Origin of the sequence: Agrococcus sp. KRD186, assembly GCF_017168255.1 — a bacterium.
Taxonomy (GTDB): Bacteria; Actinomycetota; Actinomycetes; order Actinomycetales; family Microbacteriaceae; genus Agrococcus.
This window is the reverse complement of the sequence record NZ_JABFAP010000001.1, coordinates 1,156,257-1,181,104: the sequence shown is the minus strand read 5'-3', so window position 1 is coordinate 1,181,104 and position 24,848 is coordinate 1,156,257. Positions and strand designations below refer to the sequence as shown.

Genomic DNA, 24,848 nt, shown 5'->3' with positions numbered 1-24,848 from the left:
CGAACATACCCACTTGGGCAGTCTAGAAGCGCCCGATTAGTGCCCCGCACGGACACCAAGAACCCCGGAAACTCAAGGCAGAATGACCATCAGGTCACGAAATCCGGCCGAGGTGGCACGATCCAGGCCAGAACTCAACGTGCGTCGCCTTCTGCACGCCGCTGGTCTCCGCTACCGCGTGGATGTCGCCCCTCTCCCGACCGATCGCCGCCGCCGAGCCGACGTCGTCTTCACGCGCCGCAAGATCGCCGCACCGTGTTCATAGACGGCTGCTTCTGGCACGGCTGTCCTCAGCACTTCGTGCCGCCCCGGGCCAACGCGGATTACTGGCAACCAAAGATCGAGCGCAACCGCGAGCGGGACCGTGAGGCGGTGGCCCGCCTTGACGCCGCAGGTTGGGTCGCCCTTCGGTTCTGGGAGCACGAAGAGCCGTCGAGTGTCGCCGCCGTGATCAACGCGGTGGTCTCCGCTCGCTGAACCGTACTGCTGCCGGCGGGCTCATCGCCTCCTCAGCGCGGGCAGGTCGCCGAGAGTTCGCATCAGCGGCGCAACATGCGATCGGCTACCAAAAGGCGGTTTCCGAGAGCGCGACGCAACCACGGCTTCCAATCGCCCCAACTCGGGTACAGGTGCACATCGTTCGTCTTAATCGCATTGTGGCGACGGCAGAGCCAGACCCGGTTACCTGCTTCCGACGCGCCCCCAAGTGATCGCGGGAACAGATGATCTGCCTCAAGCGGAGTTGAGGAGGGAATGTCGCATTCATAGCCCCAGATCAACTTCGCGTGACAGGAGGCGAGTTCCGGGTCCAGGCGGGTTTGATCGAATCGAGCGGGCCCCAACAGGCGTTGAACCGTGCCTGCGTTGAAATTAAGTTCAAGCCAATCTGGATGAAGAAGTGCATATGCCTTTGGAGTCGCTCGCGGTAACGCGAGGACATTGCGCAGCGAGTCATGCCACTCGTCGGAACGCAAGCCGTCAAGTTCGTGCAGGTACTCACGTGCCTCAGCGAACGCAATCGGGAAAGTGCTTAAGTCCATTTGATTGTGAGGTTGGCGCTGCCGAGTTCGGCCCCGTAATGTTCCATTACCACGTCCACTTCGAGGGACTTGGCTTCGACCAGGCTGATATTCAAGCCCCGCCCGATCAACTCTGGGTGCTTCTTTGGGCGTCCCATCGTCGCTGGCTCGAAGGCCTCAATCTTCCCCACATTCGAGGCAGTCTCATTGCCGAGCACTGAGGCGCCTGGCTTGAGGATACGGACATGGCGCCGTGCACCGATGTCACGTGTCTGCTTGTTGCCGTTCTTAAGCGTTATGACAAGGGGGTCCTTGCTCACTGGCTTCCCGGCACCATTTACGTGCCGGCATATCACGGTGACGAATGCGTCGTTGCCGCGGAAGTAGTCAGCGAGGTTGTCGATTCCGACGGGAAGTGAACCCTGAATCATAACCCGCGGGAAGATCGTTTCAGCCAGTCGTCGCGACGTGTTGCCAGCATTACCGCCGCGAGTCTTCGCCCAGGTGCTGAAATTCCAATCTGTTTTATGGAAATTCAAACTCTTAAGCACGTCGAGCCAAGAATTAGGCACCCCGAAATGGGCAAGGCGACGTAGTACCCCGATTAGAAAGCCATCCTGCAGTACCTTGTGAGCGTGTGTTCCTTTACCCAGGAACACGCTCTCATCTTTTGGTATCGGTAGCGCAGCTTCGAGCGCGACATACGCTCTCGCGATTTCGCTCGCAAGGTCCTCTGGATCGATTTGAGCGCCAATCACCTGGCGATAATAGTGCTTTAGTACGAGATCCTTCAGTTCGGGACTGGAGTAATGGAACCCGGCCAAGGTCGCGGGAGGCGTACTGCCGAGTCCGGGGTTGAAGACGACGCCATTAAGCCATGGATTGACATCCAGATTCTCGAACCCTGCGTTGCCGCACAAGTACGCGACAGTCTCGAAAGCAGCGCGGTGAAGTTCCGAGTCCTGCCCGCCGGGCGCGTAGCGCTCCAATTCGTACGAGTACGTCAGCCACTCTTCGTGGATGGAGTCAAGGCCTTTGGCTGTGACGGTTACCTGCGCGAAAATGTGCGCGAAGTCTCGCCCGCTATATACGCTCTGCCCCGACGTGTTCAGTAGAAGTACGACAGGAATTGGATTGTCTGCTTGGGAACTCCGGGAGAGGCCGCTAATACGGTGCTGGCCGTCTAAGATCCAGAGCGGCTTCGGCTCGACGTCATTTACTGGCACCTCGATGCGCCAGAGTGGAGTATGAGAGCCATCGGCGGCGGTCACGACCTTGGGCTTTAGTCCGGAATGATCGATGTTGGCGCTGAGCAGCACCGGATTTGGCATCAACTCGTCGCTGCTCGAAAAGACATTCGCGATGATTTCGACACGGGTCTCATCCAGAGGTCGCTGCCAACTGCTGACGGGCGGCTGCAGCACTCGCTGTGCAATTTCGCGATGTGGATCACTCGTCTTGAAGGCCGGGGCGACTGCTACTTGAACCAGATCTGAAGGCTTCGCGAAGCCAACAAATATGGGGAACTTCTTCTTTGAAGTCTGAACTTGCTGTCGCAAGCAGTCGATTTGCACAACGCTCAAAGCCACACCTCCAGTGCCTTTCGTCACACTAGTGGATCGCGGCGTCTTGAGCCCAGCGGCGCGTCGAGTTGGTTAGTTCACGGGCTCTTCGCAAATGAGGATGTACCTGGGAAGGAGCGCGTCGTCTTGGGTGGGTGTCGAGGTCTTCCAGGATGGAATTTCCTACCCGCGCCAACCGGAAGGCATCGACGTCCTCCGAGCTACCTTCGCTGACCCTGACCTGATGATATTCTGCCGCCTAGACGAGTTCGGTCTGGAGGTCGTCGGGCAGCAACTGGAGGCACGAGGGTGCGCGAGGCGCGCCCAGCTCCACACAGACGCGTAGCGTGTACGCCTTCGAGGTCGGTTCCACCACTCGCGCCAGAACGAGTTGCTTGAAAGTCTCATCGCCGATTGTGTCGAAGCCGAGTGCCGCCTACGCGGCCTCGAGTACCTCCCAAAGCATCCGTGAGCGCCGCCGCGGCAGACGGCGTCGGCATAAGCGCATCGAGATCGAACTCGCCCTGCCCACGCAACTCCACGATCCTGTGGGGGTTGAAATTGGCCGTGGGGCGCTGCCGGTTGAGGCGGCGATCGCGGCGGCGAGGTCGATGACGATGTCGCCGAAGCGGCTGGAGGCGACGATGACGTGTGGAACGCCTCGGGTTGCAGCACGGACTTCGCCGCGAGCACGGATGTGCTTCGAGCCAAAGGGCGTGCCCGGGTGTCTAATCGCGACCTCGGCGGCGAGCGCGTCACAGACGACACGCGCGCTCAGATGAAGTGTTAATGCGCGAATGCTGTGGGAGACTAAAGTCACGAGTCCTCGCTGACCTCAGCCGGACGCCGACCTGGAGGTCACAGTGGTTCCTGCTTCACCTGCCGAAGCGCTCGGCGGACACGCCCAGACCGTCAAGCACCTCGTGGTCGAGTCCGTGCGACACCGGCATGCTCGCTTCGCTGAAGCGCACGAAGTGTCCGGATCGCGCTACACCATGGGCTTCGGTGCCCAATGGCGCGACCAGCTGGACGATGTGCAGGAGGCGCTGAGCAGCCGGGGATATCGGACTTACAAACTGCCACCAGCGGGTTACAAGCTCCCCGTCGTCAACGACTGCCTCGTGTACGTCTGGCGGGTGCCGGGCTCCGACGATGTGGTGACGACGTTCGCTTCGAGCCCAACGCGGGTTAATGGCTTCTCCACGCCGCTGCTCGATCCGCAACTTTTTGAGCCTGGCGACGGCGACGAGTTGGAGGTCGAGTCATCCTCGGAGAACAGGCAGCTCGAGCAAGTTGCCCGCGCAGCATCCGGTGTGATGCCGCTACTGCTTGTCATGATCCAGTCGTCGCCGCGCCAGCTTCAGTCGATCGAATGGGCCGTCGCCGAACTCGATACCGAGACCGGCGAAGTGACGCTTCACGGGCAGGAAAGCATATGGGAGCCAGACGTGACGCAGGGCGATGCCTCGACAGACGTCGAGTCCTTCGCCAGTGGCACCCCGGCCGGCCCTGCTGTCGAACCTCGGGAGTTGGAGGGCAAGGGGCCGGATGCGTGACGACACTCCGGGTCTGTTCGATCTACCAACGTCTGGGCGCTTCGAGCCCGCGCGCCTGACCCAGGCTCGTGTCCGAGTCGGGATGAGCAAGACCGAGCTTGCGTCGGAAGTCGGGGTGTCTGCGGCGGCTGTCGGTCAGTACGAAGCTGGCGTCAACTCGCCGCGTCAAGACGTGATCGCCCGTTTGGCGAAGGTGCTCAGTGTCCGACCTGACTTCTTCGCTGTCGGTCGCCCGCTGGCCCGTCTCGACACTGTCCATGCTCACTTCCGCGGCCTGCGCTCGGCGCGTGTGAGTGACAGGCAGAAGGCGCTAGCGACGGCCACGCTGGTGTGGGAGCTGACCTTTGCCCTCGAACGCTACGTAAAGCTCCCAGATGTGGATCTGCCGACTGTCCTGCCGAGTAGTTCACCAGCCGAAGCGGCCGGGCTACTTCGTCAGCACTGGCATCTTCCTGACGGTCCTGTGAAGCACTTGGTGGCCACGACAGAGGCTCACGGCATCGTCGTTGCGCTTCGGCCCCTTGCTGAGATCGACGCTGTGGACGCGTTCTCGGTCGTCATCGTGGACCGTCCGATCATCGTCACCACGCCGCGGCGATCCGAGAATGTGTTTCGTCACCGATTCTCGATCGCCCATGAACTTGGACACCTGCTCCTGCATGCAGACACTACGGAGTACAGCGCGTCGGCGGAGAAGGACGCAGACGATTTCGCTGCCGCCTTCCTAACGCCGGCAGCGTCGATGGATGCGGCACTTCCGCAGCGGCTGGACCTCGCGGCGCTGGACAGGCTGGGCAGGACGTGGGGCGTCTCGCCCCATTCGTTGATCCTCCGCATGGTCGAGCGGGGCCGCACCACGGAGTCGTCACAGCGTCGCGCCTTTCAACGGCTGAGGACGGTCGGTGACCCGAGCGCGGATCCGACCAGCGCCTATCCCGGCGAGGTGCCAACTCTCTTGAAAAAGGCTGCCGAACTCTCTGGTCAATGCGGTGCCGGGGTGCCCGCTCTGGCTGAGGCCCTGAAGGTTAGCCCACGCGCCGTGCGCGATCTTCTTGGCGAAGTCGACCAGCGGCCAGTGCTTCGCCTCGTCTAGAACTCGAAAGAAAGGGGATGCATGTGGCCAAGGAGAAAGCCGGTAGGCGAACTACAATTTACCGCCTCACGGGCGTGTCCGACTTCCAGAGCGCGATCCGTAACAAGTACCTAGATCGGGATGACTTCGCTCACCAGGAGGTCGACGTGGGTGGACGTCTTGGCTACATGGTGACCGGGGCCATGGTCAAGGACCGCGCGGATTGGTGCTCGGCGATCGCCGCCCTTACTGGCCAGGAAGTCGAGATCGGCGGTGTCACCCCAGCCGGCGTGCTCTTGGTGCGATCCCAGACTGAAGATGCTCTGAACCAGGGCGTCGCCTACGCGCTGAGCTACGGGATGGGCTTCCAACTGCTCGAGCAAGGCAGGCTGGACAACCTTTTCGGACAGCGCATCGCCATTCGGACCGCGGACCCCCAAAAGTTGCGCTCACTCACCGTCACCACTATGGACGAGCGCTCACGAACTTCTCGAGCGACCATCCCGCAAGGCGACGGCCTGCTGGGCTTCGGAGTCGGTGACGTCGGTGAGGCGGTGAGCAGGATCGTCGCCGTCGCGAAGCTGCCTATGTTGTCGAGGTCGGCGGGGGAGCCCCTGCAGATCCGAGGTGCTGACGCGCTCAACATCCCGCTCGGGAATACCCCGACAGAGGTTCTTTCAGATCTGGATGCGCTCGAAGCGTTATTGGCAACCGAGCCCCACCCGTCCCTCAAACTGTTGGAGCAGTTGGCGGCTGTCCGGAATCCAGAGACCAAGGAGCGGCTGGATGCCGTTCTGTCGAAGGCGCTAGACGGCGACTCGGGAAACATTGGCTTGTCTTGGCCTCACGAACGAGTCGACGAGAACGGCACTCCCGACTCTTGGGTTCCGCGTCGCCTGTGGCCAGGGCGGAACAACGCGGTCCAGTCAGGGCAGCCCGACTGGAACGACATCCGGGCTGTTCTCGAGGAATTCCCGGTCGGGCAGCGCCTTGCCCGAGTGGACTCCGCCACGATCCAGCTCTGCCGAGATTCCGAAGGCAAGGAGCCAATCAGCCAAGCCATCCCGCTCCGGCGGTGGCTCGCGTTTGAGACCGACCTGGACGACCGGACCTACGCCCTCTATGACGGCTCTTGGTACGAGGTCCACCACGACTACGTCGGGAACATCACTCAGCGCGTGAAGGATCTCTTCGATGGTCGCGTAACTGACCTGAAGTTCCCAACCTGGGCACCTGAAGATGACGAGGACACCTACAACCGGGCGTTGGCCGACGCTCTCGGGGGTGTGTGTCTAGACAAGAAACTGATCAAGACCGACCTCCACGGGCGAGGCATTGAGGCCTGCGACGTCTACCTAACCGATGGCACCTTGATCCATGTGAAGAAGACGGAGAAGTCCGCTGCCGCCAGTCATCTGCTCGCCCAAGCCCTTGTGTCTGCTGACGCCCTCTGCGGTGACGCCCAGGCACGGAAGAAGTTGAAGGACAGGATCGAAGCCTTGGGCGGTGACGCATCCAACATTGGGTCGAAGCCCAAGCGCGTCGTGCTTGCGATGTACCGAGGCTCCGGCAAGCCCGTCAACGCGCGGACTCTGTTCACCTTCACCAAGGTCAACCTGGTCAGGCAGGCAACCACCCTGGAGGAACGTGGCGTCCCGGTCTATGTCGTTTCGATCGACGGCCCCGTCGACTGAGATTTGGTGAAGTGTCGCCGGGCTCGCTGCTGGGCGCCACTTCCTCGATCGGCTCTGCTTTGCATTGCAGTGCTAACTGCTGCGCGGCCTCCGAACTGCCTGGCCGGACGATTCGTTTGAATCCCGAGGGCATCGCCTACTACCGGCGCGTGCTGTAGGGTCTCCGCGACCGTGACATCGCGCCGGCGGTGACGCGCTACCACTGGGATCTGCCGCAGTGGCTGCAGGAGCGCGGCGGCTGGTCGAGCCTGGAGACCGCTGGCCCAGTCCTGCACCTGCCACCGCGGCGGCTGAGTGGGCGTCGGAAAGTCGAAGAGTCCGTTGCGCTAGCCAGGCTAGTCGAGCCCGCGCAGGTGCTTCTGCTCGACGAGGTAGTCTTCGTCGGTTATCGCCGCAAGCCGGGCCCGCTCCGCCTCAAGTTCTGGCAGTTTCTCTTCGAAGCCAGTTTTTGCAATCTGCCATGTTTTCGCCGCCGCCTCGTTTTGGTGGGCCATGTCCTGGAAGCCATAGCGTGCGGAGTCGCGAGCGGACACCATGCCTGACTTGTAGTTGCCATCCGCGTTAGCGATTTCAATCTCAAGCTGCGTGGTCTCATCGCGGATCTCTTGAAGGCGCTCGCTCCTCGTCGGGAGGCTCTCAATCAGCGAAGTCTTCTTCCTAACCTGATCTGCCATAGCGATGGCAACTTTGTCCAGCCTCATGTGCTCCGCGGCGGCTTCGCGCCGTTCGGACTCGATACGGGCCTGGAACTCTGCGTCAAGCTGTTTCGATTCAGTTTCTGTCAAAGCGAGCCGACCAGCCCGCCGCGAGTCAGCATGGAAGACGAAGTTCGCACATAGCGCAGCAGCCGTCGCGCCAATAAGGGCCCCAATGGCGAGCACGGCCCAGTCTCGGCCGCTCAGTTGCTGCGTCACAGCAAAGAAGACGACTCCAAAGACAAACGCTGCCGCGGTGAGGATGCCAAAGACCCAGGACCATTTGTTGCTCACAGGTTAAGTAAAGCGGAGGCTGCCCCCCCCGAGCCTGCGCACGCCGCGAGCGAGAGTCGGGTGGCGGCTGACCGGGCGCTCAAGAAGCGGCTCGAGCGCGGGCATGCCGTAATCGGTCATCGCGCTTAAGCGCGGAAGGGGCCGGGGGCTGCCGTCGGCGCGCTTGAACAACTGCGCGCATTAGAGGGCGGATCGCTGTCTCGTGCGGCACGGTCAGCCGTTGCTGACTCCCGCGAATGCGCCACGGGCGAGCAGGCTGGGGCTTGCCTCGTTCGAAATACCCGGGTAGGCCGTACGGGTTTGATCTGCGTCAAGCGGTCATGCAACGTGATCTGTCCTGGGAGGTTCGCGGGCCCTCCGTAGAGCTACGAGGGTGCGGCGCCTGGTCGGCGATCTCGTCGAGCGAGGTGACCACGACGAGTCGCTCGGTGGCGCGGGTGGCGCCGATGTAGAGCGGGTCCTCCCACTGCGGGGTGGTGCCGTAGACGTCGGTGAGGATGACGACCGGGGCTCCAGCCCCTTAAAGGCGTGAATCGTGCCCCACCGGTTGCCGTTTGGGTCCTCGTCGTGGCGGGCAGCGCATCCGCTACCGCACCGGTGGCATGGCTGGCGGCCGAGGCTCGACGAGGGAGAGGATGCGGATGTTGTGGGGCTCCCAGCCGTCTTCCCAAAGTGCAATGAGTGAGGCCGCCAGGAACTGCTACTGCTCGTCGTCATCGCGGTAGCGCACGACCTGGAGGGGCGCTCGTCGGGCTCGTCCTTGTCGAAGTCGCGGCCGAAGCCGATGTAGAGGTCGGCGCTGAGTCAGTCGAAGAGTTCGGCCAGCCGCGGGGAGTCAGGTTGCTAGGAGTCTGTTCAGCAGCCAGTCAATTGGGGAGAATTCGCCGCGTTCGACCTGCTCGCGCCGTCGTGCGCGGGCTCGAAGCCACGCGTCGAAGTCCAATGGGCTGCCGGACCAGTGGCCCCGACGATGGCAAGCTTCCAGCCAACAGATGACGTGGCTGACATAGTCGCTCGCGTTCTCGCGCCACTCAGAATCAAACCTGCGATCTAGCGGGACTTTCCGGGATAGCCGTGGCGTGAGTGACGTTTGTCCCGGTCAGAGCGGGTTTCCTGGTCCGGCGCGTGTATGACCTAAGACTTGGGTGCGTAGGCGTTGATGCCGAACAGGTCGGCGAGTTCGGCGGCGACTTGTTCGTGGTCGGTGAGGACGCGGCGGGCCTTGGGGCGGCCGCCGGTGGAGGGGTAGAGCAGCACGGTCTCCTCGATGGTGGCCAGCGAGGTCAGCAGTGCGCGGACGGAGAGGTGGATGCCGGCCTGTGCTGCCTGTCGGCGCATCAGGTGCGCGACGGCCAGCGCCAGGACGCAGTAGAGGGCGTGGACGCGGATCTTCTGCTCGGTCCAGTGGAACATGGGTGAGAAGGAGACGGTCTTGGTGTCCTTGAGCTGCCGGAAGCCGGCCTCGACCTCGGACTGGGAGCGGTAGCCGGCGACGACCTCGGCGATCGGCCAGTGGTGGTGGTCGGTGATCAGGATGCGCTTGCCGAACAGCTCGTCCTCCAGCTCCTGCCTCGCCTGCTCGTCGATGGCGAAGGCGAGCCGGAACTCGGCAGGAGCGTCGCCGGTGAGCGTCCAGGTCACCACTCGGCTGACCCAGCGGGGTCGGAGGATCGTGTCGATCGCGGCCTGGACCTTGTCTCGGCTCCGGCGGGTCTTGCCGCGGGCGAGGGTGGCGGCGAGCTCGTCCAGCTGCCGGGTGGCCTTGGCGAGGGTCTGGTCGAAGCCGCGGGCCTGCTTGGCGTGCAGGTTCGCCGAGTGGGTCAGCACCGCCCGACGGGTCGCGCCGAGGGCTTCGACGGTGGTGTCGATCGCTCGGAGGCCGGGGAACCGGTCCTGGTCGACGACGGTGTAGTCGCTGCCGGGCAGGGCGAGCAGGTGGGGGTGATCCGAGGGCGGCAGCGATCCGACGTAGTGCAGGTGCTTCTCGGCCAGGTGGGCGAAGTTGGCGGCCGAGTTCTGCCCGGCGTCGAACACCACCGAGAGTCCGGCGGTCTCGGCCATGGCGGTGTAGCGGTCGGTGAGGGCGTCGACGATGGTGGAGAACTCGGCCACGTCGGGCCGGTTGCCCGGATACGCGTGGGAGAGGATCGGGATGCCGCCGTCGCGGGTGACGACCAGCCCCAGCCCCACCAGGCGCAGATCGGCGCGCTTCTGCTTCGCGTGCCCGCGCTGCGCGATCGGCGCCTGCTCGTTGCCGGAGTCTATGAAGGTGGCGAAGTTCGTCATATCCAGCGCCAGGGCCGCCAGGTCGAGCCCGAACTCGGTGACCATCCGCTGCCCCAGCCGCACCTCGATCTGTCGCAGCGCTGCCTCGTCGATCGCGTCCATCGCGTCCCAGAAGCGGCGGTGGTCCAGCGCCGCCGCAGGGATCTTCAGCCACCGAGCGGCCGCAGTGGTGGCCCACCAGGCGCCGAAGGCGAGCTTCGAGCAGGGCGCCACGATCCGGTTCAGCGTCGCCAGCGCCAGGTAGGTGCCCACCGAGGCGGCGGCGTCCGAGCGTCGCGGCCCGACGGCGTCGTCGATGATCCCGGTCACGTCGAGGCGCTCCAGCATCGACCAGACCGCCGCCACGTCGCCGAAGGCCAGATGCTTCGTCCGCGCCGGGACGCCCGCGGCGCCGTCGAGCGCGGCGGCGATGTCCTCCGCCTTACCCAGGTACCGCTGCGAGACGATCTTCGGCATCCCGTCCACCCGCGCCGACTCGCGCAGGTAGTAGTAGGTCTGGCCGTTGATCTGCTTCCCATAAACACTCGCCATGCTTTAGGTCATACACTATTGCGAGCGAAGAATCCCTCGCGACACGCCCGCACACGCAAGTCAGGGCGCGAAATCCATCGATCCCGCCCGACTTCCCCGACCCACCCCAACAGCGATAGCCAGGAAACTCCCGCTAGATCCTCGGGCGCCCCCGCTCGGGCGCGGCGAGCAGCAGAGCGATGCCGCCGCCGATCGCGAGGACGATCCCGGGGATCGCGATGAGCAGCGAGCGGCCACGGCCGGTGAGCCCGAGCATCGCGACGGTGAGGATCAGCACCAGCGCGCCGGCGGTGATGGCCGCGATGGACAGCGATCGGGCGACGCGACGCTTGGCCTGCGCCGCCGCGAGATCGTCGTTGCCCGTGCGCAGCTGGCGCACGAGCAGCACGACCCCGGCGACCGCCAGCACGGCGCCGGGGACCGCCAGCAGCAGGCCCCGGCCCCTCCCGGTCACCAGCATGAGGCCGCCGCCCCACAGCAGCATGAGCGCGCCGACGACGATCGCCGCGACCGCCAGCCACAGCAGGGCACTCGGCCGCCACGGGGCGGGCGCCTGCTCGAGCGTCTCCGCACCCGCTTCGGCGACCAGCTCGCGCGGGCTGCCGAGGCGCGCGAGCACGTCATCGATCTCGGAGCCGTCGTCGACCGCCTCACGCAGGTGCTCGCTGATCTGGCCGAGCAGCTGCTGCCGGTCGACCTGGGGCAGCGCGGCGGATTCGAGCCGGAGCTGCTCGAGGTAGTGCTGCGCTGCAGGCGGCAGCGCGGTCGCCTCGGTCATGGGTGCACCTCTCGTCGTTGGTCGGGGCTGTCGCCTCGGGTGAGGATCGACTCGACGGCTCGCGTGAACGCGGGCCAGTCGGTGCGGAACGCGGCGAGCTCTGCGCGGCCCGCGCCCGTCAGGCGGTAGAAGCGGCGGGGGCGGTCGCGCTCGCTGACGATCCACTCGCTCTCCACGGCGCCGGCGTCCTGCAGACGCGTGAGCAGCGGGTACACCGTGCCCTCGCTGGCCACCAGATCGCGCGAGGCGAGCTCGCGGACGATCTCGAGGCCGTAGCGCTCGCGCTCTTCGAGCAGCGCCAGCACGAGCGGCCCCAGCACGCCCTTGCGCAGCTGCGGAGCCCCAGCTGCTTTCGTCATGCCAGGCACGTTACCTTGCAATGCAAAGTAGTCGCAAGGCGCGGCCGAAGAGCTGCGGGTTCAGGCGTCTCTATGTGAGCAGGTCGAGCAGACCGGCAGGCACCAGCTCGAACGATGCGTCGCCGAAGCGATCGGGCGTCAGCCACCACACCGGGTGCCCGGCATCCGTGGTCGGCGGCAGCGACGCATCCGCCCGCATGGTCGCCGCGAGCACATGCACCAGCTCGTGCAGCTCACGGCCGGCGAAGGCCACCCGATGCTCGATGACGCCCAGCGGTGCGATGCCGGTGACGGCGAGGCCGAGCTCCTCGCGCAGCTCGCGGGCCACCGCATCCGCCGCCGTCTCGCCCGCGTCGAGGCCCCCGCCGGGCGGCCGCACCAGCGTGCGGCCGCTGCCCGGCTCGACGGCGCTGGTGACGAGCAGGGCGCCGTCGGCGCGGCGGATGAGCGCGATGGCGATCGGGCGTGCGGGCACTTCGGGGCCTCAGAGCACGTGCAGCTCGGGGATGGCGCCGAGCTCGGAGGCGAGGCCGCCGCCGTTGGGTGACCACACCCACGGATGCATCGAACGGGTCTCCGAGTGCTTGCGGCCACCGGCGAGCACCGCCTCCTGCGTCGACAGCTCGCGGATCGCGACCGCGCGCACCGAGGTGGGGTGCGCGTTGGCGAACTCGCCGTAGATCTCCTCGTCGTGCTGACCGTCGTCGCCGACCAGCAGCCAGCGGATGTCGGGGAACTCGCGAGCGAGGCGTCGCAGCTCTGCCCGCTTGTGATCCTTGCCGGAGCGGAAGAAGCGGTCGTGCGTCGGGCCCCAGTCGGTCAGCAGCATGCTGCCGGCGGGGTAGAGGTTGCGGGAGAGGAAGCGGGTGAGCGCGGGGGCCGCGTTCCAGGCGCCGGTGGAGAGGTACACGAAGGGGCTGCCCGGATGCTCCCTGGCGATGCGCTCGTAGAGCACGGCCATGCCAGGCACCGGCTGGCGGCCGTGCTCGTCGAGCACGAAGGCGTTCCAGGCGGCCAGCAGCGGTCGGGGGAGCGAGGTGACCATGACGGTGTCGTCGATGTCGCTGACGACGCCGAAGCGGGTCTCGGGGTCGACGACGAACACCGGTGCCACGACCGGCAGCGAGCCGGCGACCGAGAGGGTGAGCTCCTGCCAACCGGGCTCGAGCTTGAACGGCACGATCGCGTCGACGACACCGCCGCGGTCGGCGACCACGACGTGGCGCTGACCCCCGGCCTCGATCATGACGTCGATGTCGTTGAGCGCGATGGACGTGAAGGAACGCCAGCCGCGCACGTTCTCGTAGTGCACGCTGCGCTCGGCGCCCGGCTCGACGAGCAGCACGCGCGCGAGCACGCGCACCCAGCCGTCGCCGCCGTAGCCGGGGTAGGCGACGATCGCGGGCAGCCGACCGGCGCGGAGGGCGTTCGCCTCGCGCTGCTCGTGGACCCAATCCTCGATGCGGGCGGCGATGTGCTTGATCGGCTCAGGGATGCGCGCGAGCGGATCGAGCTCCTCCATGCGTGACCTCCCGAGCCGTGAACGCTCCTCGACCCTACTGGCTGAGGGCTGCCCGGCCCGGACTACGCCGGGTTGATCGGTGCCATCAGCCCCGCGCCGGTCTCGCGCACGTTGCCCACGCGCCGGTCGACGACGTGCATCGTCAGGCTCTCGGCGCTCTCGGCGGCCTCGGCGACGACGGCCCCGAGCGCGGCCTCGCCGTCCTCGGTCGGGTCGAGCCAGGCATCCCGCATCTCCGCCGAGACCACCACCGGCATCCGCTCGTGGATGCCGGCGAGCTCGCCGGCCGCCGCGGTGGTGAGGATGGTCGTGGAGAGGAGCCAGGAGCCGTCGGGCTGCTTCCACCACGCGTAGAGGCCGGCGAACGAGATGGGTGCCTCGCCGTGGATGTAGTGGGGCGTCTTCGCCTCGCCCTGCTTCTGCCATTCGTACCAGCCGTCGGCGGGCACCAGCGCGCGGCGCTCGCGCACGCCGTCGCGGAACATCGGCTTCTCGGCCGCCGTCTCCGCGCGCGCATTGAAGGCGCGCACGCCGATCGAGGGGTCGTCCGCCCAGGCCGGCACCAGGCCCCAGCGCGCTGCCTCCAGGCGGCGGATGGGTGGGGTCTCCTCGCGCGGGCGCGGCTCGACCACGATGGGCACGGTGGTCGTCGGCGGGATGTTCCAGCTGGGCTCCGGCAGCCCCTCGGCCGACTCGTCGATCTCGAACAGGGCGACCAGGTCGCTCGCCGGGGTGGCCATCACATACCGTCCGCACATGCCGGAGATGCTCTCACCTTCGGGCCGCGGATGCGACATGATGGCGCAATGGACGATCTCGGTGCCGGAGGACCTTCGATCACGGTGCGGCATGAGCCCGTGCAGGCGCGCGCGGCTCATCGCATCGAAGCGCTGCTGGACGCCGCTGCGGCGGTGGTGGTGGAGCATGGCATCGAGCACCTGACGACCGCACTGGTCGCCGAGCGCGCCGGCGCCTCCATCGGCACCGTCTACCGCTACTTCCCCGATCGCGTCGCCGTGCTGGTGGCGCTCGCGGAGCGCAATCTCGAGCGCATGCGGCTGGCGATCGAGCGGGTGCTGGGCGCTGAGCACGCGAGCTGGGAGGCGGCGCTCGAGGCGATCGTGACGGCGATGGTCGAGACCTTCCGCGAAGTGCCCTCCTTCCGCTCGCTGCGCACCGGTGAGGGGCTCGATCTCGGCCCGCAGAACCGGGAGCCGGTCGCGCCGCTGTTCGTCGCGGACGTCGCCGGGTACCTCAGGGCGCGCTGGGGCGTGCAGATCGTCGCCGGCGAGCACGAGCACATCGAACTGGCGATCGGCGGCCTGGACGCGCTCGTCACCTACGCGTTCCTGCATGATCCCGACGGCGACCCCCGCTACGTGGCGATGGGCCTCCAGATCGCGCGCGAGCAGCTCGCGCCCGTCTTCGCGACCGGGCGCTGAGCGAGCGGCCTCAGTCGCGCTCGTGCGGCTCGTCGCTCATGTGGCGCGCCTCGAAGCGGCCGATCACGCGCTTGGCCAGCCAGGCGAGCAGGATGAACGCCGCGATCACGGCCACGAAGATGTAGCCGGCGCCGTGCAGCTGATCGGCGAGCTCTCGGTAGGTGCCGGCGGCGAGCCAGCCGGCGGAGGCGTAGGCGCTCGCCCAGACGACGCATGCGGGGATCATCCAGGCGAGGAAGCGCCGATAGGGCATCGCCGAGGCGCCGACGATCAGCGGCACGAGCGAGTGCGCGACGGGCAGGAAGCGGGAGAGGAAGATCGCCGGCCCGCCGCGGCGGGCGAGGTAGCGCTCGGTGCGCTTCCACTGCACCGAGGCGCGCGGCCATCGCCGCGCCAGCCAGCGATCGATCTTCGGCCCCAGCCAGTGTCCGATGGCGAAGCCGATCGACTCGCCCGCCAGCGCGCCGATCACGACGGCGCCGATGAGCGCGAGCCACCACGGCCACTGCTCGACGGCGAGCGCGGCGACGATCACGATCGTGTCGCCGGGCACCAAAAGGCCCAGCAGCACGCTGGTCTCGAGCAGCATCGCCAGCCCGGCGAGCAGCGTGCGCAGCAGCGGGTCGATCGCGCCGACGGCCTCGAGGAAGTCGCCGATGACGTCGTCGATCACCGTCGACTCACCGGCGGCGCAGTGCGCAGCCCCTCGAGGCGCGATCGCCAGGCGGCCGCGCGGGTCGCCGGTGCCACGGCCGGTCCGTCGGCCCAGTCGGTGACCGCGCGGATGCCGCGCAGCGCGTTGGCGAGCCACACCTCGCAGCCGGCCAGGTCGGCAGGTCTGGCCCGCTCCTGACGCAGCTCGACGCCGTCGATGCGGGCGACCTCTGCGATGACCGCTGCCGTGACCGACGGCAGCCGCGCGATCTCGGCGGCCGGCACGCACAGCACGCCCTCGCGCCACCACAGCACCGCCGATCGGGTGCCCTCGGCGATCACGCCCTCGCTCAGCAGGATCGGCTCCACGGCGGTGCCGAGACGCGACGACTCGTCGGCCTGCAACTGGCTCAAGGCGGTCAGATCGGGGCCCTTCCGCAGCGGCAGCGTGCGCGGGTCGCGGGAGGCGGTCGCGACCGCGACCGTCGTGGTCGCCGGGGGTGCCGGGCGCACGCGCAGCCGGATGCCCTCGGGCGTCAGGTCGAGCCGCGGCGACCAGCGCCCCTCCGCCGGCACCGCCCCCATGGCGTGCCTGGCCGCCGTGAGCGCGTCGAGCCGGTCGCCGCCCGCGTCGGCCACGGCATCCGCGAACCGCAGTCGGTGCCGCTCGAAGGCGAGCACCCGGCCGTCGTCGACCAGCCACGAGTCCGCCGCGAGCGTGCTCGTGACGGGTGTGCCGGTGAGCTCGAATCGCGGGTGCGCCCACGTGCGCACGGCCTCGGTCCCGCTCATAGGATCGACCCTATGCCAGCGACCCCTGCGCCGCTTCTGCCCCACCTCGGCGCGCGCTGGGCGCGCCCGGTGACGACGACGCCCGAAGCGGCGTTCGCGGCGCTCGAGGCGGCGGGCGGCGATGTCGTCTGGCTCGACTCCTCCTCGGCGGGCGCGCACCTGCTCGGCACCGGCGCGCACGTGCTGGTCGTGCGCGAGGGGCGGGCGATGCTCGACGGCGAGCCGGTGGCCGGCGACGCGGTCGCGGCGCTCGAGGCTGCACGTGCGGCGCACCCGGGCGCGTGGGTCGGCTGGCTGGGCTACGAGGCGGGCGTACGGATGCTCGGGGTCGACCCCGGCGCGGATCGCGCGGGCGCGGGCCGGTTCCCCGAGGCCGCGTGGCTGCTGCTCGATCGCTGGGTGGTGCTCGACGGGGCCGAGGCGCAGCTGCAGTCGCGCGACGGCGAGCCGTGGGTGCTGCCGGCGGCGCCGGTGCGGCTGCCGCCGATGACGACCGTGGATGCGGCGCAGCTGCGCTGGCGCGACGACGACGCCGCCTACGCCGCGAAGGTGGAGCGCTGCCGCGAGCACATCCGCGACGGCGACTCCTACGTGCTGTGCCTGACGACCGGCATCGAGGGGCCGCCGATCGACGCGATCGCGACGCACGCGCGGCTGCGCTCGGCGAGCCCGGTGCACCACGGCGGGCTGCTGCGCATCGCAGGCGTGACGGTCTCGAGCGCGAGCCCCGAGACCTTCCTGCGCGTCGAGGACGGGGTGGCGACCACGCGCCCCATCAAGGGCACCCGCCGGCGCGGAGCGGAGGACGACGCCGCGCTCGCCCTCGAGCTCTACGAGAGCGAGAAGGAGCGCGCCGAGAACGTCATGATCGTCGACCTGTGCCGCAACGACCTGCAGCGGGTCTGCGCGCCGGGCACGGTCGAGGTGACGAGCCTGCTGCGCGTCGAGACCTACCCGACGGTGCACCAGCTGGTCTCGACGGTGCGCGGCCGGCTGCTGCCGGGGCTCGGGCCGCTCGACGCGGTGCGGGCGCTGTTCCCGGCGGGCTCGATGACCGGTGCGCCCAAGCGCCGCACGGTCGAGCTGCTGCAGGCGCTCGAGGGCGAGCGGCGCGGGGTGTACTCCGGATGCTTCGGGCTGGTGGCGGGGGAGACGTGCCAGCTGGCGATGGTCATCCGGAGCGTCATCGCCGACGAGCACGGCACGCACATCGGCGTCGGCGGCGGCGTGACAGCGCTGTCGGAGCCGGCCTTCGAGGTGGAGGAGCTGCACGTGAAGGCGGCGGCGCTGCTGGCCTCGCTCGTGCCGCGCTGACCTGAGCTGACGCGAAGGGCGCGGCCTGCGGGCCGAAGCGCGACCGATGCGCCGTCTCGGCGGGCGAGGATCAGGCCCGCAGCGACTCGGCCAGCTCGACCAGCTCGTCGAGCTCCACCGTCCAGCCGGCGGCGAGCGCGCGCAGCGCCTCCCGCTTGGTGGCGTCGTCGCCCTCCAGCGGGAAGCCCGACTCGACCAGGTGCAGCTGGGCGCAGCCGTCGATCTCGCGCAGCGTCATCTCCACCGTCGAGGCGCGGTCCGAGAGGATGCCCTCCGCCCAGTCGAAGGAGAAGTGCGTCTGGGGCGTGACGTCGCGGATCCGGGCCGCGAGCACGACCTCGCCCGTCCACGCGAACCGGCCCAACGCATCCGGCACCACACCCTCGGGAAACGCCGCGATGTCGCCGAGCCACTGCGCGAGCAGCTCGGGCTCGACCAGGCAGCGCCACACGGTCGAGACCGGCGCGTCGACGGCGACGATGCGCGTCACCCGCGATGCGGGCACGTCGACGGTCGCCGGCGGGTTCTCGAACTCCGGCACAGACCACCTCCTCGACGTTTCCAGCTCGATTCTGGCACGACGCGGCTGATCTGCACGTCGCCGTAGACTGGGGAGCCGGTCAGCCGCCGACGGCTGACGCCATCCAGGAGCATCAGTGACCGACGAGACCTACGACTTCTCCCGCATCCAGCAGCGCTGGCTGCCCGTGTGGGAGCAGCTGCGCCCCTTCGCGACGGATGACGAGACCGACACGCGCCCGCGCAAGTACGTGCTCGACATGTTCCCGTACCCCTCCGGCGACCTCCACATGGGCCACGCCGAGTCGTACGCGTACGGCGACGTGCTCGCGCGCTACTGGCGCCAGCAGGGCTTCAACGTGCTGCACCCGATCGGCTGGGACTCCTTCGGCCTGCCCGCCGAGAACGCGGCCATCAAGCGCGGCGCCGACCCGAAGGCGTGGACCGAGGCGAACATCGAGCAGCACAAGAAGTCGATGCGCCAGTACGCGACCGCCTTCGACTGGGATCGCATCCTGCACACCAGCGACCCCGGCTACTACAAGTGGAACCAGTGGCTCTTCCTCGAGCTGTACAAGGCCGGCCTGGCCTACCGCAAGCCGTCGAACGTCAACTGGTGCCCGAACGACCAGACGGTGCTGGCGAACGAGCAGGTCGTCGACGGCCGCTGCGAGCGCTGCGACACCCCGGTGGTGAAGAAGAAGCTCACCCAGTGGTACTTCAAGATCACCGACTACGCCGACCGGCTGCTCGACGACCTGAACCAGCTCGAGGGCCGCTGGCCCGAGAAGGTGCTGCGCATGCAGCGCAACTGGATCGGCCGCTCCGAGGGTGCAGAGGTGGAGTTCGAGATCGAGGGGCATGCGGGCACGGTGCCGGTGTTCACCACCCGCCCCGACACGCTCTACGGCGCCACGTTCATGGTGGTCGCGCCCGACTCCGACCTGGCGGCGGAGCTGGCTGCCGGCGCTGATGCAGGGGTGCGGATGCGGTTCCAGGCCTACCTGGACGAGGTCGGTCGGATGACGGAGATCGACCGGCAGAGCACCGAGCGCGTCAAGACCGGCGTCGACCTGGGGCGCTTCGCGATCCACCCGCTGACGGGGGAGCGGATGCCCGTGTGGGCGGCCGACTACGTGCTGGCCGACTACGGCCACGGCGCGGTCATGGCCGTGCCCGCGCACGACCAGCGCGACCTCGACTTCGCGCGCGTGTTCGACCTGCCGGTGCAGGTGGTGGTCGACACGAACGCGGCCGTGACCGGCGTCATGCCGGTCGTGCCGCTCGACGAGGACGGCAATGCCGTGCTCCCCGACGATCTGCCCGCGCTCGACCCCAAGAGCACCGGCGAGGCGCTCACGGGCGACGGCCGCATGATCAACTCCGGCGAGCTCGACGGGCTGTCGAAGCAGCACGCCATCGGCCGCATGGTGCAGCTGCTCGAGGCCCGCGGCACCGGTCGCGCGGCGAAGTCGTACCGGCTGCGCGACTGGCTCGTGAGCCGGCAGCGCTACTGGGGCACGCCCATCCCCATCATCCACACCGCCGACGGTCAGGAGGTGCCGGTGCCGTTCGAGCAGCTGCCCGTCACGCTGCCCGACTCGGCCGGCCTCGACCTCACGCCCAAGGGCACGAGCCCGCTGGGCGCCGCCGAGGAGTGGGTGAATGTGGCCTCGCCCATCGACGGCAGCCCCGCCAAGCGCGACGCCGACACGATGGACACGTTCGTCGACTCGTCCTGGTACTTCCTGCGCTTCCTGTCGCCGAACGATGACACGCAGGCGTTCGACCGCAAGCAGGTCGAGCGATGGGCGCCGGTCGACCGCTACGTCGGCGGTGTCGAGCACGCCATCCTGCACCTGCTCTATGCGCGCTTCATCACGAAGGTGCTCTTCGACCTCGGCCACGTGCCGTTCACCGAGCCGTTCGAGTCGCTGCTGAACCAGGGCATGGTCATCCTCGACGGCGCCAAGATGTCGAAGTCGAAGGGCAACCTGGTGACGCTGTCGGAGGAGCTCGAGCAGTTCGGCGTCGACGCGGTGCGCCTGGCGATGTCGTTCGCCGGCCCGCCCGAGGACGACATCGACTGGAAGGACGTCTCGCCCACCGGTGCGCAGAAGTTCCTGGCGCGCGCCTGGCGGCTCTCGCGCGAGCAGCTGGCCGAGCCCGGCACCGACCCGAAGCCGGGCGACCGCGCCCTGCGGCGCGAGACGCACCGGTTCCTGGCTGATGCGCCGGGCCTGATCGAGGGGCTGAAGTTCAACGTCGCCGTGGCCCGGCTGATGGAGCTCACCAACGCCACCCGGAAGACCGTCGACTCCGGCCCCGGCGCCGCCGACCCGGCGGTGCGCGAGGCGGTCGAGACGATCGCGCTCGGCCTGTCGCTGTTCGCCCCGTACACGGCGGAGGAGATGTGGGCGAACCTCGGCCACGAGCCCTCGGTCGCGAACGCCGGCTGGCAGCAGGCCGACCGGTCGCTGCTGGTCGAGCAGAGCGTGACGGCAATCGTGCAGGTGAACGGCAAGGTGCGCGACCGGCTGGAAGTGCCCGCCGACATCAACGACGCCGACCTCGAGACGCTCGCGCGCGAGCTGCCCGGCGTCGCCCGCGCGATCGGCGACGCGACGATCCGCAAGGCGATCGTGCGCGCGCCGAAGCTCGTGAACTTCGTCATCGGCTAGCACCCGGCTCACACACCGAAGGCCCGGCCCTCCACAGCCGGGCCTTCGCCGTCGGCGCGCGCGGACGCATCCGCTCTACCGTGCCCGGATGGCCGGAACGGATGCGCGCTGGCGGCTGGGCGCGGGGGCCGCGGTGCTGCTCGTGCTCGGTGCCGTCGCCGGCGGCGTCGCGCAGCGCATGGTGGTGGACGCGCAGCCGGACGCCGTGCTGCCGACACCGGTCGCCACCGCGACGGCCGAGCTCGTGGTCGACGTGCAGGGCGCGGTCGCCGAGCCGGGCGTCTACCGGCTGCCGCCTGGCTCGCGGGTGCTCGACGCGCTCGCCCGCGCCGGCGGCACGATCGACGAGGCGGCGCCGGGTGCGCTGAACCTCGCCCGGCCGCTCACCGACGGCGAGCAGCTGATCGTGCCGACCGTCGAGCAGCAGGCCGAGGCGGCTCAAGCGGGTCCGGAGGAGGGCGGCCCCGTCTCGCTCAACCGCAGCGACGCCGCCGCGCTCGAGACCCTGCCCGGCGTCGGACCGTCGCTCGCCGGCGCCATCATCGCCTACCGCGAGGAGCACGGGCCCTTCACCGACATCGCCCAGCTCGATGACGTCGCCGGCATCGGCCCGGCGACGCTCGAGCGGCTGACGCCGCTGGTGACACTGTGATCGACCAGGATCCCTGATGCGCGATCTGCGGCTCGCGCTGCCGGTCGCGATCGCGTGGGCCGTGCTGGCGGTGCTCAGCTCGCAGGCTGCGCTGCTCGGCGTGGCAGCGGTCGTGGCGGCGGGCAGCGCTGCAGCGGCCCTGCTCGCGGCACACCTGCTGGAACGGCACGGAGCGAGCCGCAGGGAGCGCCATGGCGTGCGGCCGGGCGCCGCGGGCGCACTCGGTGCGCGGCTCGCCCTCGTCGCCACCGCGCCGCGCACCGTCGCGGCCCTGCGCACCGTCGGATTCGGCGCCGCGCTCGCGTGCCCGCTGCTGGCGGGCGCCGACGCGGTCGTCGCGACCGACCTCGAGGCATGCGACTCGCTCACGCTGCTGCTGCTCGGGCAGGCCGCGCCCACCGAGGTGCTGGTCACCGGTTGCGACGGGCGCGGCCTGCTGCGCAGCGCGATGCTGCTGCGGGTGACGGATGCGTCCCTCACCATCGGCGGCACCGCATCCGGGTCGTGCGACGCGTGGCTCGACGGCTCGCGCTGGCTGCTCGCCTGCACCGAGCTCGAGGTGGCGCAGCCGCAGGCGTGGGCGTCGTGGGCGGCGCCGCTGCGCGACGGGCTGCTGCGGGCCTCGGCGCAGCTGCCGGGGGTGGGCGGCGAGCTGCTGCCGGGACTGGCGATCGGCGACGAGCGACGGGTGAGCCCGATGCTGCGCACCGCGATGCTCGACACCGGCCTCTCGCACCTCACCGCCGTCTCCGGCGCGAACTGCGTCATCGTGGTCGGCATCGCGTTCCAGGCCGCGGCAGCGCTCGGCGCGAGGCGGGCCGTGCGCGTCGGTGCGGCGGCCGCGGCGCTGGCGGCGTTCGTGGTGCTCGTCACGCCAGAGCCCTCCGTCGTACGGGCGGCCACCATGGCCTCGATCGGACTGCTCGGCATCGTCACGGGCCGCCGGGCTGGCGCGATCGCGCTGCTGTCGCTCGCGGTGCTGGTGGTGCTCGCCCTGCAGCCGCACATGGCCACCAGCGTCGGCTTCGCGCTCTCGGCGCTCGCCACCTGCGGGCTCATCGTGCACGGCAGGCCGATCACGACCGTGCTCTCGCGCTGGCTGCCGACGCCGATCGCCGCGCTCATCGCCGTGCCGGTCGCCGCGCAGCTGTGGTGCCTGCCGGTGCTCGTCGCGCTCGACGCGCGCGTGAGCCTCGTCTCGGTGCTCGCGAATCTGCTGGCGGGTCCCGCCGCGCCGCTCGTGACCGTGGTGGGACTGGTCGCGTGCCTGGCGTCGCCGCTCGCTCCGGCGGTCGCGATCGGGCTCGCCTGGGTCGCGTGGCTGCCGGCCGCGTGGATCGCCGAGGTCGCGATGGTCTCCCAGCAGCTCCCTGCCGCCCAGGTGCCCTGGCCGGTCGCGCCCTGGGGCGTCATCGCCGCATCCGCCATGCTCGCGCTCGTCACGATCGCCCACGCCCGGCGCCGGCTCGCGCGCGGGATCGCCGCCGCACTGGTGCTCGGACTCGTGGTCGGCCTCGGCGCCGCGTGGCCGAGCATCCGACTGGGCACGCTCGCCGACTGGCGCATCGCGCAGTGCGACGTCGGGCAGGGGAGCGCCACGCTCGTGCGGCACGAGGGCGCGGTCGTGCTCGTCGACGCCGGGCCCGATCCCGCGCGAATCGACGGCTGCCTGCGCACGCTGGGCGTCGAGCGCATCGACCTGCTCGTGCTGACGCACTTCGACCTCGACCACGCCGGCGGCTCGTCGGCGCTGGCCGGTCGCGTGGGGCTGGTCGTGCACGGACCGCTCGATGAGCGGGCGCTGCCGGTGGTCGAGGCGCTCGCGGCCGGGGGTGCGGCGACGCAGGAGGCGCGGCGCGGCGACGCGTGGCAGGTGGGCGGCATCCGCGTCGAGGCGCTCTGGCCGGTGGGCGAGCACGAGCCCGGCAACGATGCGAGCGTCGCCGTCAGCATCGACCTGCCCGACGACGGCGGGGGCGGGGGCACGGCTCCCGCTCCGGGCGCTCGCGAGGGCATGCTCGAGCTCATCGTGCTCGGCGACCTGAGCGCCCAGCCGCAGTCGCGGCTGCTGCGCGCCGGCATCCCGCCCGCCGCCGTGGTGGTCGTCGCCCATCACGGCTCGGCCGATCAGCTGCCGGCGCTGTACCGCGAGGTCGGCGCCGTCGCCGGGCTCATCGGCGTCGGCGAGAACGACTACGGACACCCGACGGATGCGGCCCTGCGGCTCGTGCAGGAGGCCGGCGGCGTGCCGCTGCGCACGGACGAGCTCGGCATCATCGCCCTCGCCGTCGACGGCGACGGGGTGCGGGTGTGGTCGGAGCGGACGGCATCGGAGGAGGGAGGGTCGGTCGGGGTGGGCGGCTCCCCGTAGGCTGGTGCGCATGGCGCAGAGCATCCCCAAGATCGGCTGGGAGCAGGTGTCGCCGGCGCCGGTCGTGCTGGTGTTCGGCAAGGAGTCGTTCCTCGCCGACCGCGCCATGCAGCGGCTCAAGTCGCTGCTGGTGCTGGAGGATCCGGAGCTCGAGGTGAGCGACCTCGACGCCGGCCAGTACAGCGACGGCGCGCTCGAGCTGATCGCGAGCCCCTCGCTCTTCGACGAGCCGCGCCTGGTGCGGGTCGCGAACGGCGTCAAGGCGACGGATGCGTTCATCGCCGACGTGCTCCGCTACCTCGAGCAGCCCGTCGACGGCACCACCCTCGTCATCCGCCACGACGGCTCGACCGTGCGCGGCAAGAAGATGCTCGATGCGATCCGCACGACGGCGGGCGCGCTGGAGGTCGTCTGCCTGCCGCTGGGCAAGGGCGACATGGTGCCCTTCGCCCGCAACGAGCTGCGCATGCTCGAGCGCGAAGCGACCCCGGGCGCGATCGCGGCGCTCGTCGACGCCTTCCACACCGACATCGCAGAGCTCGCCAACGCCATCCGCCAGGTCGTGCTCGACACCGAGGGCCCGGTCACCGAGCAGGTGGTGCGCACCTATTACGCCGGCCGGGTCGAGACCACCGCCTTCGCCGTCGTCGACGCCGTGATCGCCGGTGATGTCGCGCGAGCGCTCGTCACGCTGCGGCAGGCCATCCACACGGGCGCCGACCCGGTGCCGATCGTCGCCGCGTTCGCGATGCGCTACCGCCAGCTGGCGAAGGTCACCGGTGCCACCGGCAGCGGCCCGCAGGTCGCGCGGCAGCTCGGCATGCAGGACTGGCAGCTGAACAACGCCCGCAAGGATCTGCGCGGCTTCACCGACGCGAAGCTGTGCGACGCGATCGAGGCGATCGCGCACGCCGACCACGCCGTCAAGGGCTTCGAGCGCGACCCGCAGCACGCGGTCGAGCGGCTCGTGCGTCAGCTGGCCGAGAGCCGCGCCGCGGCCTGAGCCCGTCGGCCGCGCGGCTCTGCGCGTCGGCTCGCAGCATCGAGTGGCGGCC

21 protein-coding genes and 1 pseudogene are annotated in these 24,848 nt (G+C 69.1%); 10 read left to right on the top strand and 12 right to left on the bottom strand.

The features are described from left to right. Nucleotides 1–539: 539 nt before the first annotated feature. Both J1M46_RS05640 and J1M46_RS05635 read right to left on the bottom strand, forming a co-directional pair. Entirely contained in the window at nucleotides 540–1,040 is a 501-nt protein-coding gene (locus J1M46_RS05640) for an HNH endonuclease (protein WP_206446934.1), read from the bottom strand. After that, nucleotides 1,031–2,602: a hypothetical protein gene (locus J1M46_RS05635; RefSeq protein WP_206446933.1), complete on the bottom strand. Its 1,572-nt coding sequence runs from the start codon at nucleotides 2,600–2,602 to the stop codon at nucleotides 1,031–1,033. The genes J1M46_RS05640 and J1M46_RS05635 overlap by 10 nt, the downstream gene beginning before the upstream one ends. Nucleotides 2,603–3,444: 842 nt before the next feature. Here J1M46_RS05635 and J1M46_RS05630 point away from each other — a divergent pair. From J1M46_RS05630 to J1M46_RS15740, 4 genes and pseudogenes are all read left to right on the top strand, one after another. Continuing rightward, nucleotides 3,445–4,137 (top strand): hypothetical protein, encoded by a 693-nt coding sequence (locus tag J1M46_RS05630; RefSeq protein ID WP_206446932.1) that lies wholly within the window; start codon nucleotides 3,445–3,447, stop codon nucleotides 4,135–4,137. After that, nucleotides 4,043–5,230, top strand: a complete 1,188-nt coding sequence (locus J1M46_RS05625) for an XRE family transcriptional regulator (protein ID WP_342384288.1) — start codon at nucleotides 4,043–4,045, stop codon at nucleotides 5,228–5,230. The genes J1M46_RS05630 and J1M46_RS05625 overlap by 95 nt, the downstream gene beginning before the upstream one ends. Nucleotides 5,231–5,247: 17 nt before the next feature. After that, complete coding sequence (locus tag J1M46_RS05620; protein WP_241249028.1) at nucleotides 5,248–6,903, top strand: DUF6119 family protein; 1,656 nt, start codon at nucleotides 5,248–5,250, stop codon at nucleotides 6,901–6,903. Between the two features lie 173 nt (nucleotides 6,904–7,076). Beyond that, a pseudogene (locus tag J1M46_RS15740) lies at nucleotides 7,077–7,148 on the top strand (family 1 glycosylhydrolase); the annotation flags it as partial. 90 nt (nucleotides 7,149–7,238) lie between these two features. Here J1M46_RS15740 and J1M46_RS15290 read toward each other — a convergent pair. The 7 genes from J1M46_RS15290 to J1M46_RS05585 form a co-directional block, all read right to left on the bottom strand. Then, the gene (locus J1M46_RS15290; RefSeq protein WP_241249027.1) at nucleotides 7,239–7,892 is read right to left on the bottom strand and encodes a hypothetical protein; all 654 of its coding nucleotides are present in this window, start codon (nucleotides 7,890–7,892) and stop codon (nucleotides 7,239–7,241) included. 1,134 nt (nucleotides 7,893–9,026) lie between these two features. Beyond that, entirely contained in the window at nucleotides 9,027–10,709 is a 1,683-nt protein-coding gene (locus J1M46_RS05610; protein ID WP_206446928.1) for an IS1634 family transposase, read from the bottom strand. Between the two features lie 133 nt (nucleotides 10,710–10,842). After that, nucleotides 10,843–11,487, bottom strand: coding sequence for an HAAS signaling domain-containing protein (locus J1M46_RS05605; protein ID WP_206446927.1), 645 nt, complete (start codon nucleotides 11,485–11,487; stop codon nucleotides 10,843–10,845). Further along, nucleotides 11,484–11,846, bottom strand: coding sequence for a PadR family transcriptional regulator (locus J1M46_RS05600; RefSeq protein ID WP_206446926.1), 363 nt, complete (start codon nucleotides 11,844–11,846; stop codon nucleotides 11,484–11,486). Before J1M46_RS05600 ends, J1M46_RS05605 begins: the two co-directional genes overlap by 4 nt. 70 nt (nucleotides 11,847–11,916) lie before the next feature. Beyond that, the gene (locus J1M46_RS05595; protein ID WP_342384287.1) at nucleotides 11,917–12,321 is read right to left on the bottom strand and encodes an NUDIX domain-containing protein; all 405 of its coding nucleotides are present in this window, start codon (nucleotides 12,319–12,321) and stop codon (nucleotides 11,917–11,919) included. Between the two features lie 9 nt (nucleotides 12,322–12,330). Continuing rightward, nucleotides 12,331–13,368 (bottom strand): App1 family protein, encoded by a 1,038-nt coding sequence (locus J1M46_RS05590; RefSeq protein ID WP_206446925.1) that lies wholly within the window; start codon nucleotides 13,366–13,368, stop codon nucleotides 12,331–12,333. Between the two features lie 62 nt (nucleotides 13,369–13,430). Then, nucleotides 13,431–14,126 carry an SOS response-associated peptidase gene (locus J1M46_RS05585; protein WP_206446924.1) on the bottom strand — a complete coding sequence of 232 codons (696 nt, stop codon included), beginning with the start codon at nucleotides 14,124–14,126 and terminating at the stop codon, nucleotides 13,431–13,433. 48 nt (nucleotides 14,127–14,174) lie between these two features. On the opposite strand from J1M46_RS05585, the gene J1M46_RS05580 reads away from it, so the two are divergent. Continuing rightward, on the top strand, nucleotides 14,175–14,810 hold the full coding sequence (locus J1M46_RS05580; protein ID WP_206446923.1) for a TetR family transcriptional regulator: 636 nt from the start codon (nucleotides 14,175–14,177) through the stop codon (nucleotides 14,808–14,810). A gap of 10 nt (nucleotides 14,811–14,820) precedes the next feature. On the opposite strand, the gene J1M46_RS05575 is transcribed toward J1M46_RS05580, so the two are convergent. Together J1M46_RS05575 and J1M46_RS05570 are read right to left on the bottom strand one after the other, a co-directional pair. After that, nucleotides 14,821–15,480 carry a VTT domain-containing protein gene (locus J1M46_RS05575; RefSeq protein WP_206448596.1) on the bottom strand — a complete coding sequence of 220 codons (660 nt, stop codon included), beginning with the start codon at nucleotides 15,478–15,480 and terminating at the stop codon, nucleotides 14,821–14,823. Next, nucleotides 15,480–16,256 carry an aminotransferase class IV gene (locus J1M46_RS05570; RefSeq protein WP_206446922.1) on the bottom strand — a complete coding sequence of 259 codons (777 nt, stop codon included), beginning with the start codon at nucleotides 16,254–16,256 and terminating at the stop codon, nucleotides 15,480–15,482. The genes J1M46_RS05575 and J1M46_RS05570 overlap by 1 nt, the downstream gene beginning before the upstream one ends. A gap of 12 nt (nucleotides 16,257–16,268) precedes the next feature. On the opposite strand from J1M46_RS05570, the gene J1M46_RS05565 reads away from it, so the two are divergent. Continuing rightward, nucleotides 16,269–17,570, top strand: a complete 1,302-nt coding sequence (locus tag J1M46_RS05565) for an anthranilate synthase component I family protein (RefSeq protein ID WP_206446921.1) — start codon at nucleotides 16,269–16,271, stop codon at nucleotides 17,568–17,570. A 70-nt stretch (nucleotides 17,571–17,640) separates the two neighbouring features. On the opposite strand, the gene J1M46_RS05560 is transcribed toward J1M46_RS05565, so the two are convergent. Continuing rightward, entirely contained in the window at nucleotides 17,641–18,111 is a 471-nt protein-coding gene (locus J1M46_RS05560; RefSeq protein ID WP_206446920.1) for an SRPBCC domain-containing protein, read from the bottom strand. A 115-nt stretch (nucleotides 18,112–18,226) separates the two neighbouring features. Between J1M46_RS05560 and leuS the strand changes: the two genes are divergently transcribed. From leuS to holA, 4 genes are all read left to right on the top strand, one after another. Next, complete coding sequence (leuS, locus tag J1M46_RS05555; RefSeq protein ID WP_206446919.1) at nucleotides 18,227–20,770, top strand: leucine--tRNA ligase; 2,544 nt, start codon at nucleotides 18,227–18,229, stop codon at nucleotides 20,768–20,770. Between the two features lie 88 nt (nucleotides 20,771–20,858). After that, nucleotides 20,859–21,422, top strand: coding sequence for a ComEA family DNA-binding protein (locus J1M46_RS05550; protein ID WP_206446918.1), 564 nt, complete (start codon nucleotides 20,859–20,861; stop codon nucleotides 21,420–21,422). Nucleotides 21,423–21,438: 16 nt separating this feature from the next. Beyond that, the gene (locus J1M46_RS05545; protein ID WP_206446917.1) at nucleotides 21,439–23,793 is read left to right on the top strand and encodes a ComEC/Rec2 family competence protein; all 2,355 of its coding nucleotides are present in this window, start codon (nucleotides 21,439–21,441) and stop codon (nucleotides 23,791–23,793) included. 10 nt (nucleotides 23,794–23,803) lie between these two features. Continuing rightward, complete coding sequence (gene holA / locus J1M46_RS05540; protein WP_206446916.1) at nucleotides 23,804–24,796, top strand: DNA polymerase III subunit delta; 993 nt, start codon at nucleotides 23,804–23,806, stop codon at nucleotides 24,794–24,796. Nucleotides 24,797–24,848: the final 52 nt, after the last annotated feature.

What these genes read in the sequence shown, in the direction of transcription:
- J1M46_RS05600 (WP_206446926.1), bottom strand. Translation starts at nt 11,846, where the DNA reads ATGACGAAAGCAGCTGGGGCTCCGCAGCTGCGCAAGGGCGTGCTGGGG.
- J1M46_RS05640 (WP_206446934.1), bottom strand. Translation starts at nt 1,040, where the DNA reads ATGGACTTAAGCACTTTCCCGATTGCGTTCGCTGAGGCACGTGAGTAC.
- J1M46_RS05545 (WP_206446917.1), top strand. Translation starts at nt 21,439, where the DNA reads ATGCGCGATCTGCGGCTCGCGCTGCCGGTCGCGATCGCGTGGGCCGTG.
- J1M46_RS05565 (WP_206446921.1), top strand. Translation starts at nt 16,269, where the DNA reads ATGCCAGCGACCCCTGCGCCGCTTCTGCCCCACCTCGGCGCGCGCTGG.
- J1M46_RS05550 (WP_206446918.1), top strand. Translation starts at nt 20,859, where the DNA reads ATGGCCGGAACGGATGCGCGCTGGCGGCTGGGCGCGGGGGCCGCGGTG.
- J1M46_RS05570 (WP_206446922.1), bottom strand. Translation starts at nt 16,256, where the DNA reads ATGAGCGGGACCGAGGCCGTGCGCACGTGGGCGCACCCGCGATTCGAG.
- J1M46_RS05625 (WP_342384288.1), top strand. Translation starts at nt 4,043, where the DNA reads ATGCCTCGACAGACGTCGAGTCCTTCGCCAGTGGCACCCCGGCCGGCC.
- J1M46_RS05580 (WP_206446923.1), top strand. Translation starts at nt 14,175, where the DNA reads ATGGACGATCTCGGTGCCGGAGGACCTTCGATCACGGTGCGGCATGAG.
- holA (WP_206446916.1), top strand. Translation starts at nt 23,804, where the DNA reads ATGGCGCAGAGCATCCCCAAGATCGGCTGGGAGCAGGTGTCGCCGGCG.
- J1M46_RS05605 (WP_206446927.1), bottom strand. Translation starts at nt 11,487, where the DNA reads ATGACCGAGGCGACCGCGCTGCCGCCTGCAGCGCAGCACTACCTCGAG.
- J1M46_RS05620 (WP_241249028.1), top strand. Translation starts at nt 5,248, where the DNA reads ATGCATGTGGCCAAGGAGAAAGCCGGTAGGCGAACTACAATTTACCGC.
- J1M46_RS05590 (WP_206446925.1), bottom strand. Translation starts at nt 13,368, where the DNA reads ATGGAGGAGCTCGATCCGCTCGCGCGCATCCCTGAGCCGATCAAGCAC.
- J1M46_RS05610 (WP_206446928.1), bottom strand. Translation starts at nt 10,709, where the DNA reads ATGGCGAGTGTTTATGGGAAGCAGATCAACGGCCAGACCTACTACTAC.
- J1M46_RS05585 (WP_206446924.1), bottom strand. Translation starts at nt 14,126, where the DNA reads ATGTGCGGACGGTATGTGATGGCCACCCCGGCGAGCGACCTGGTCGCC.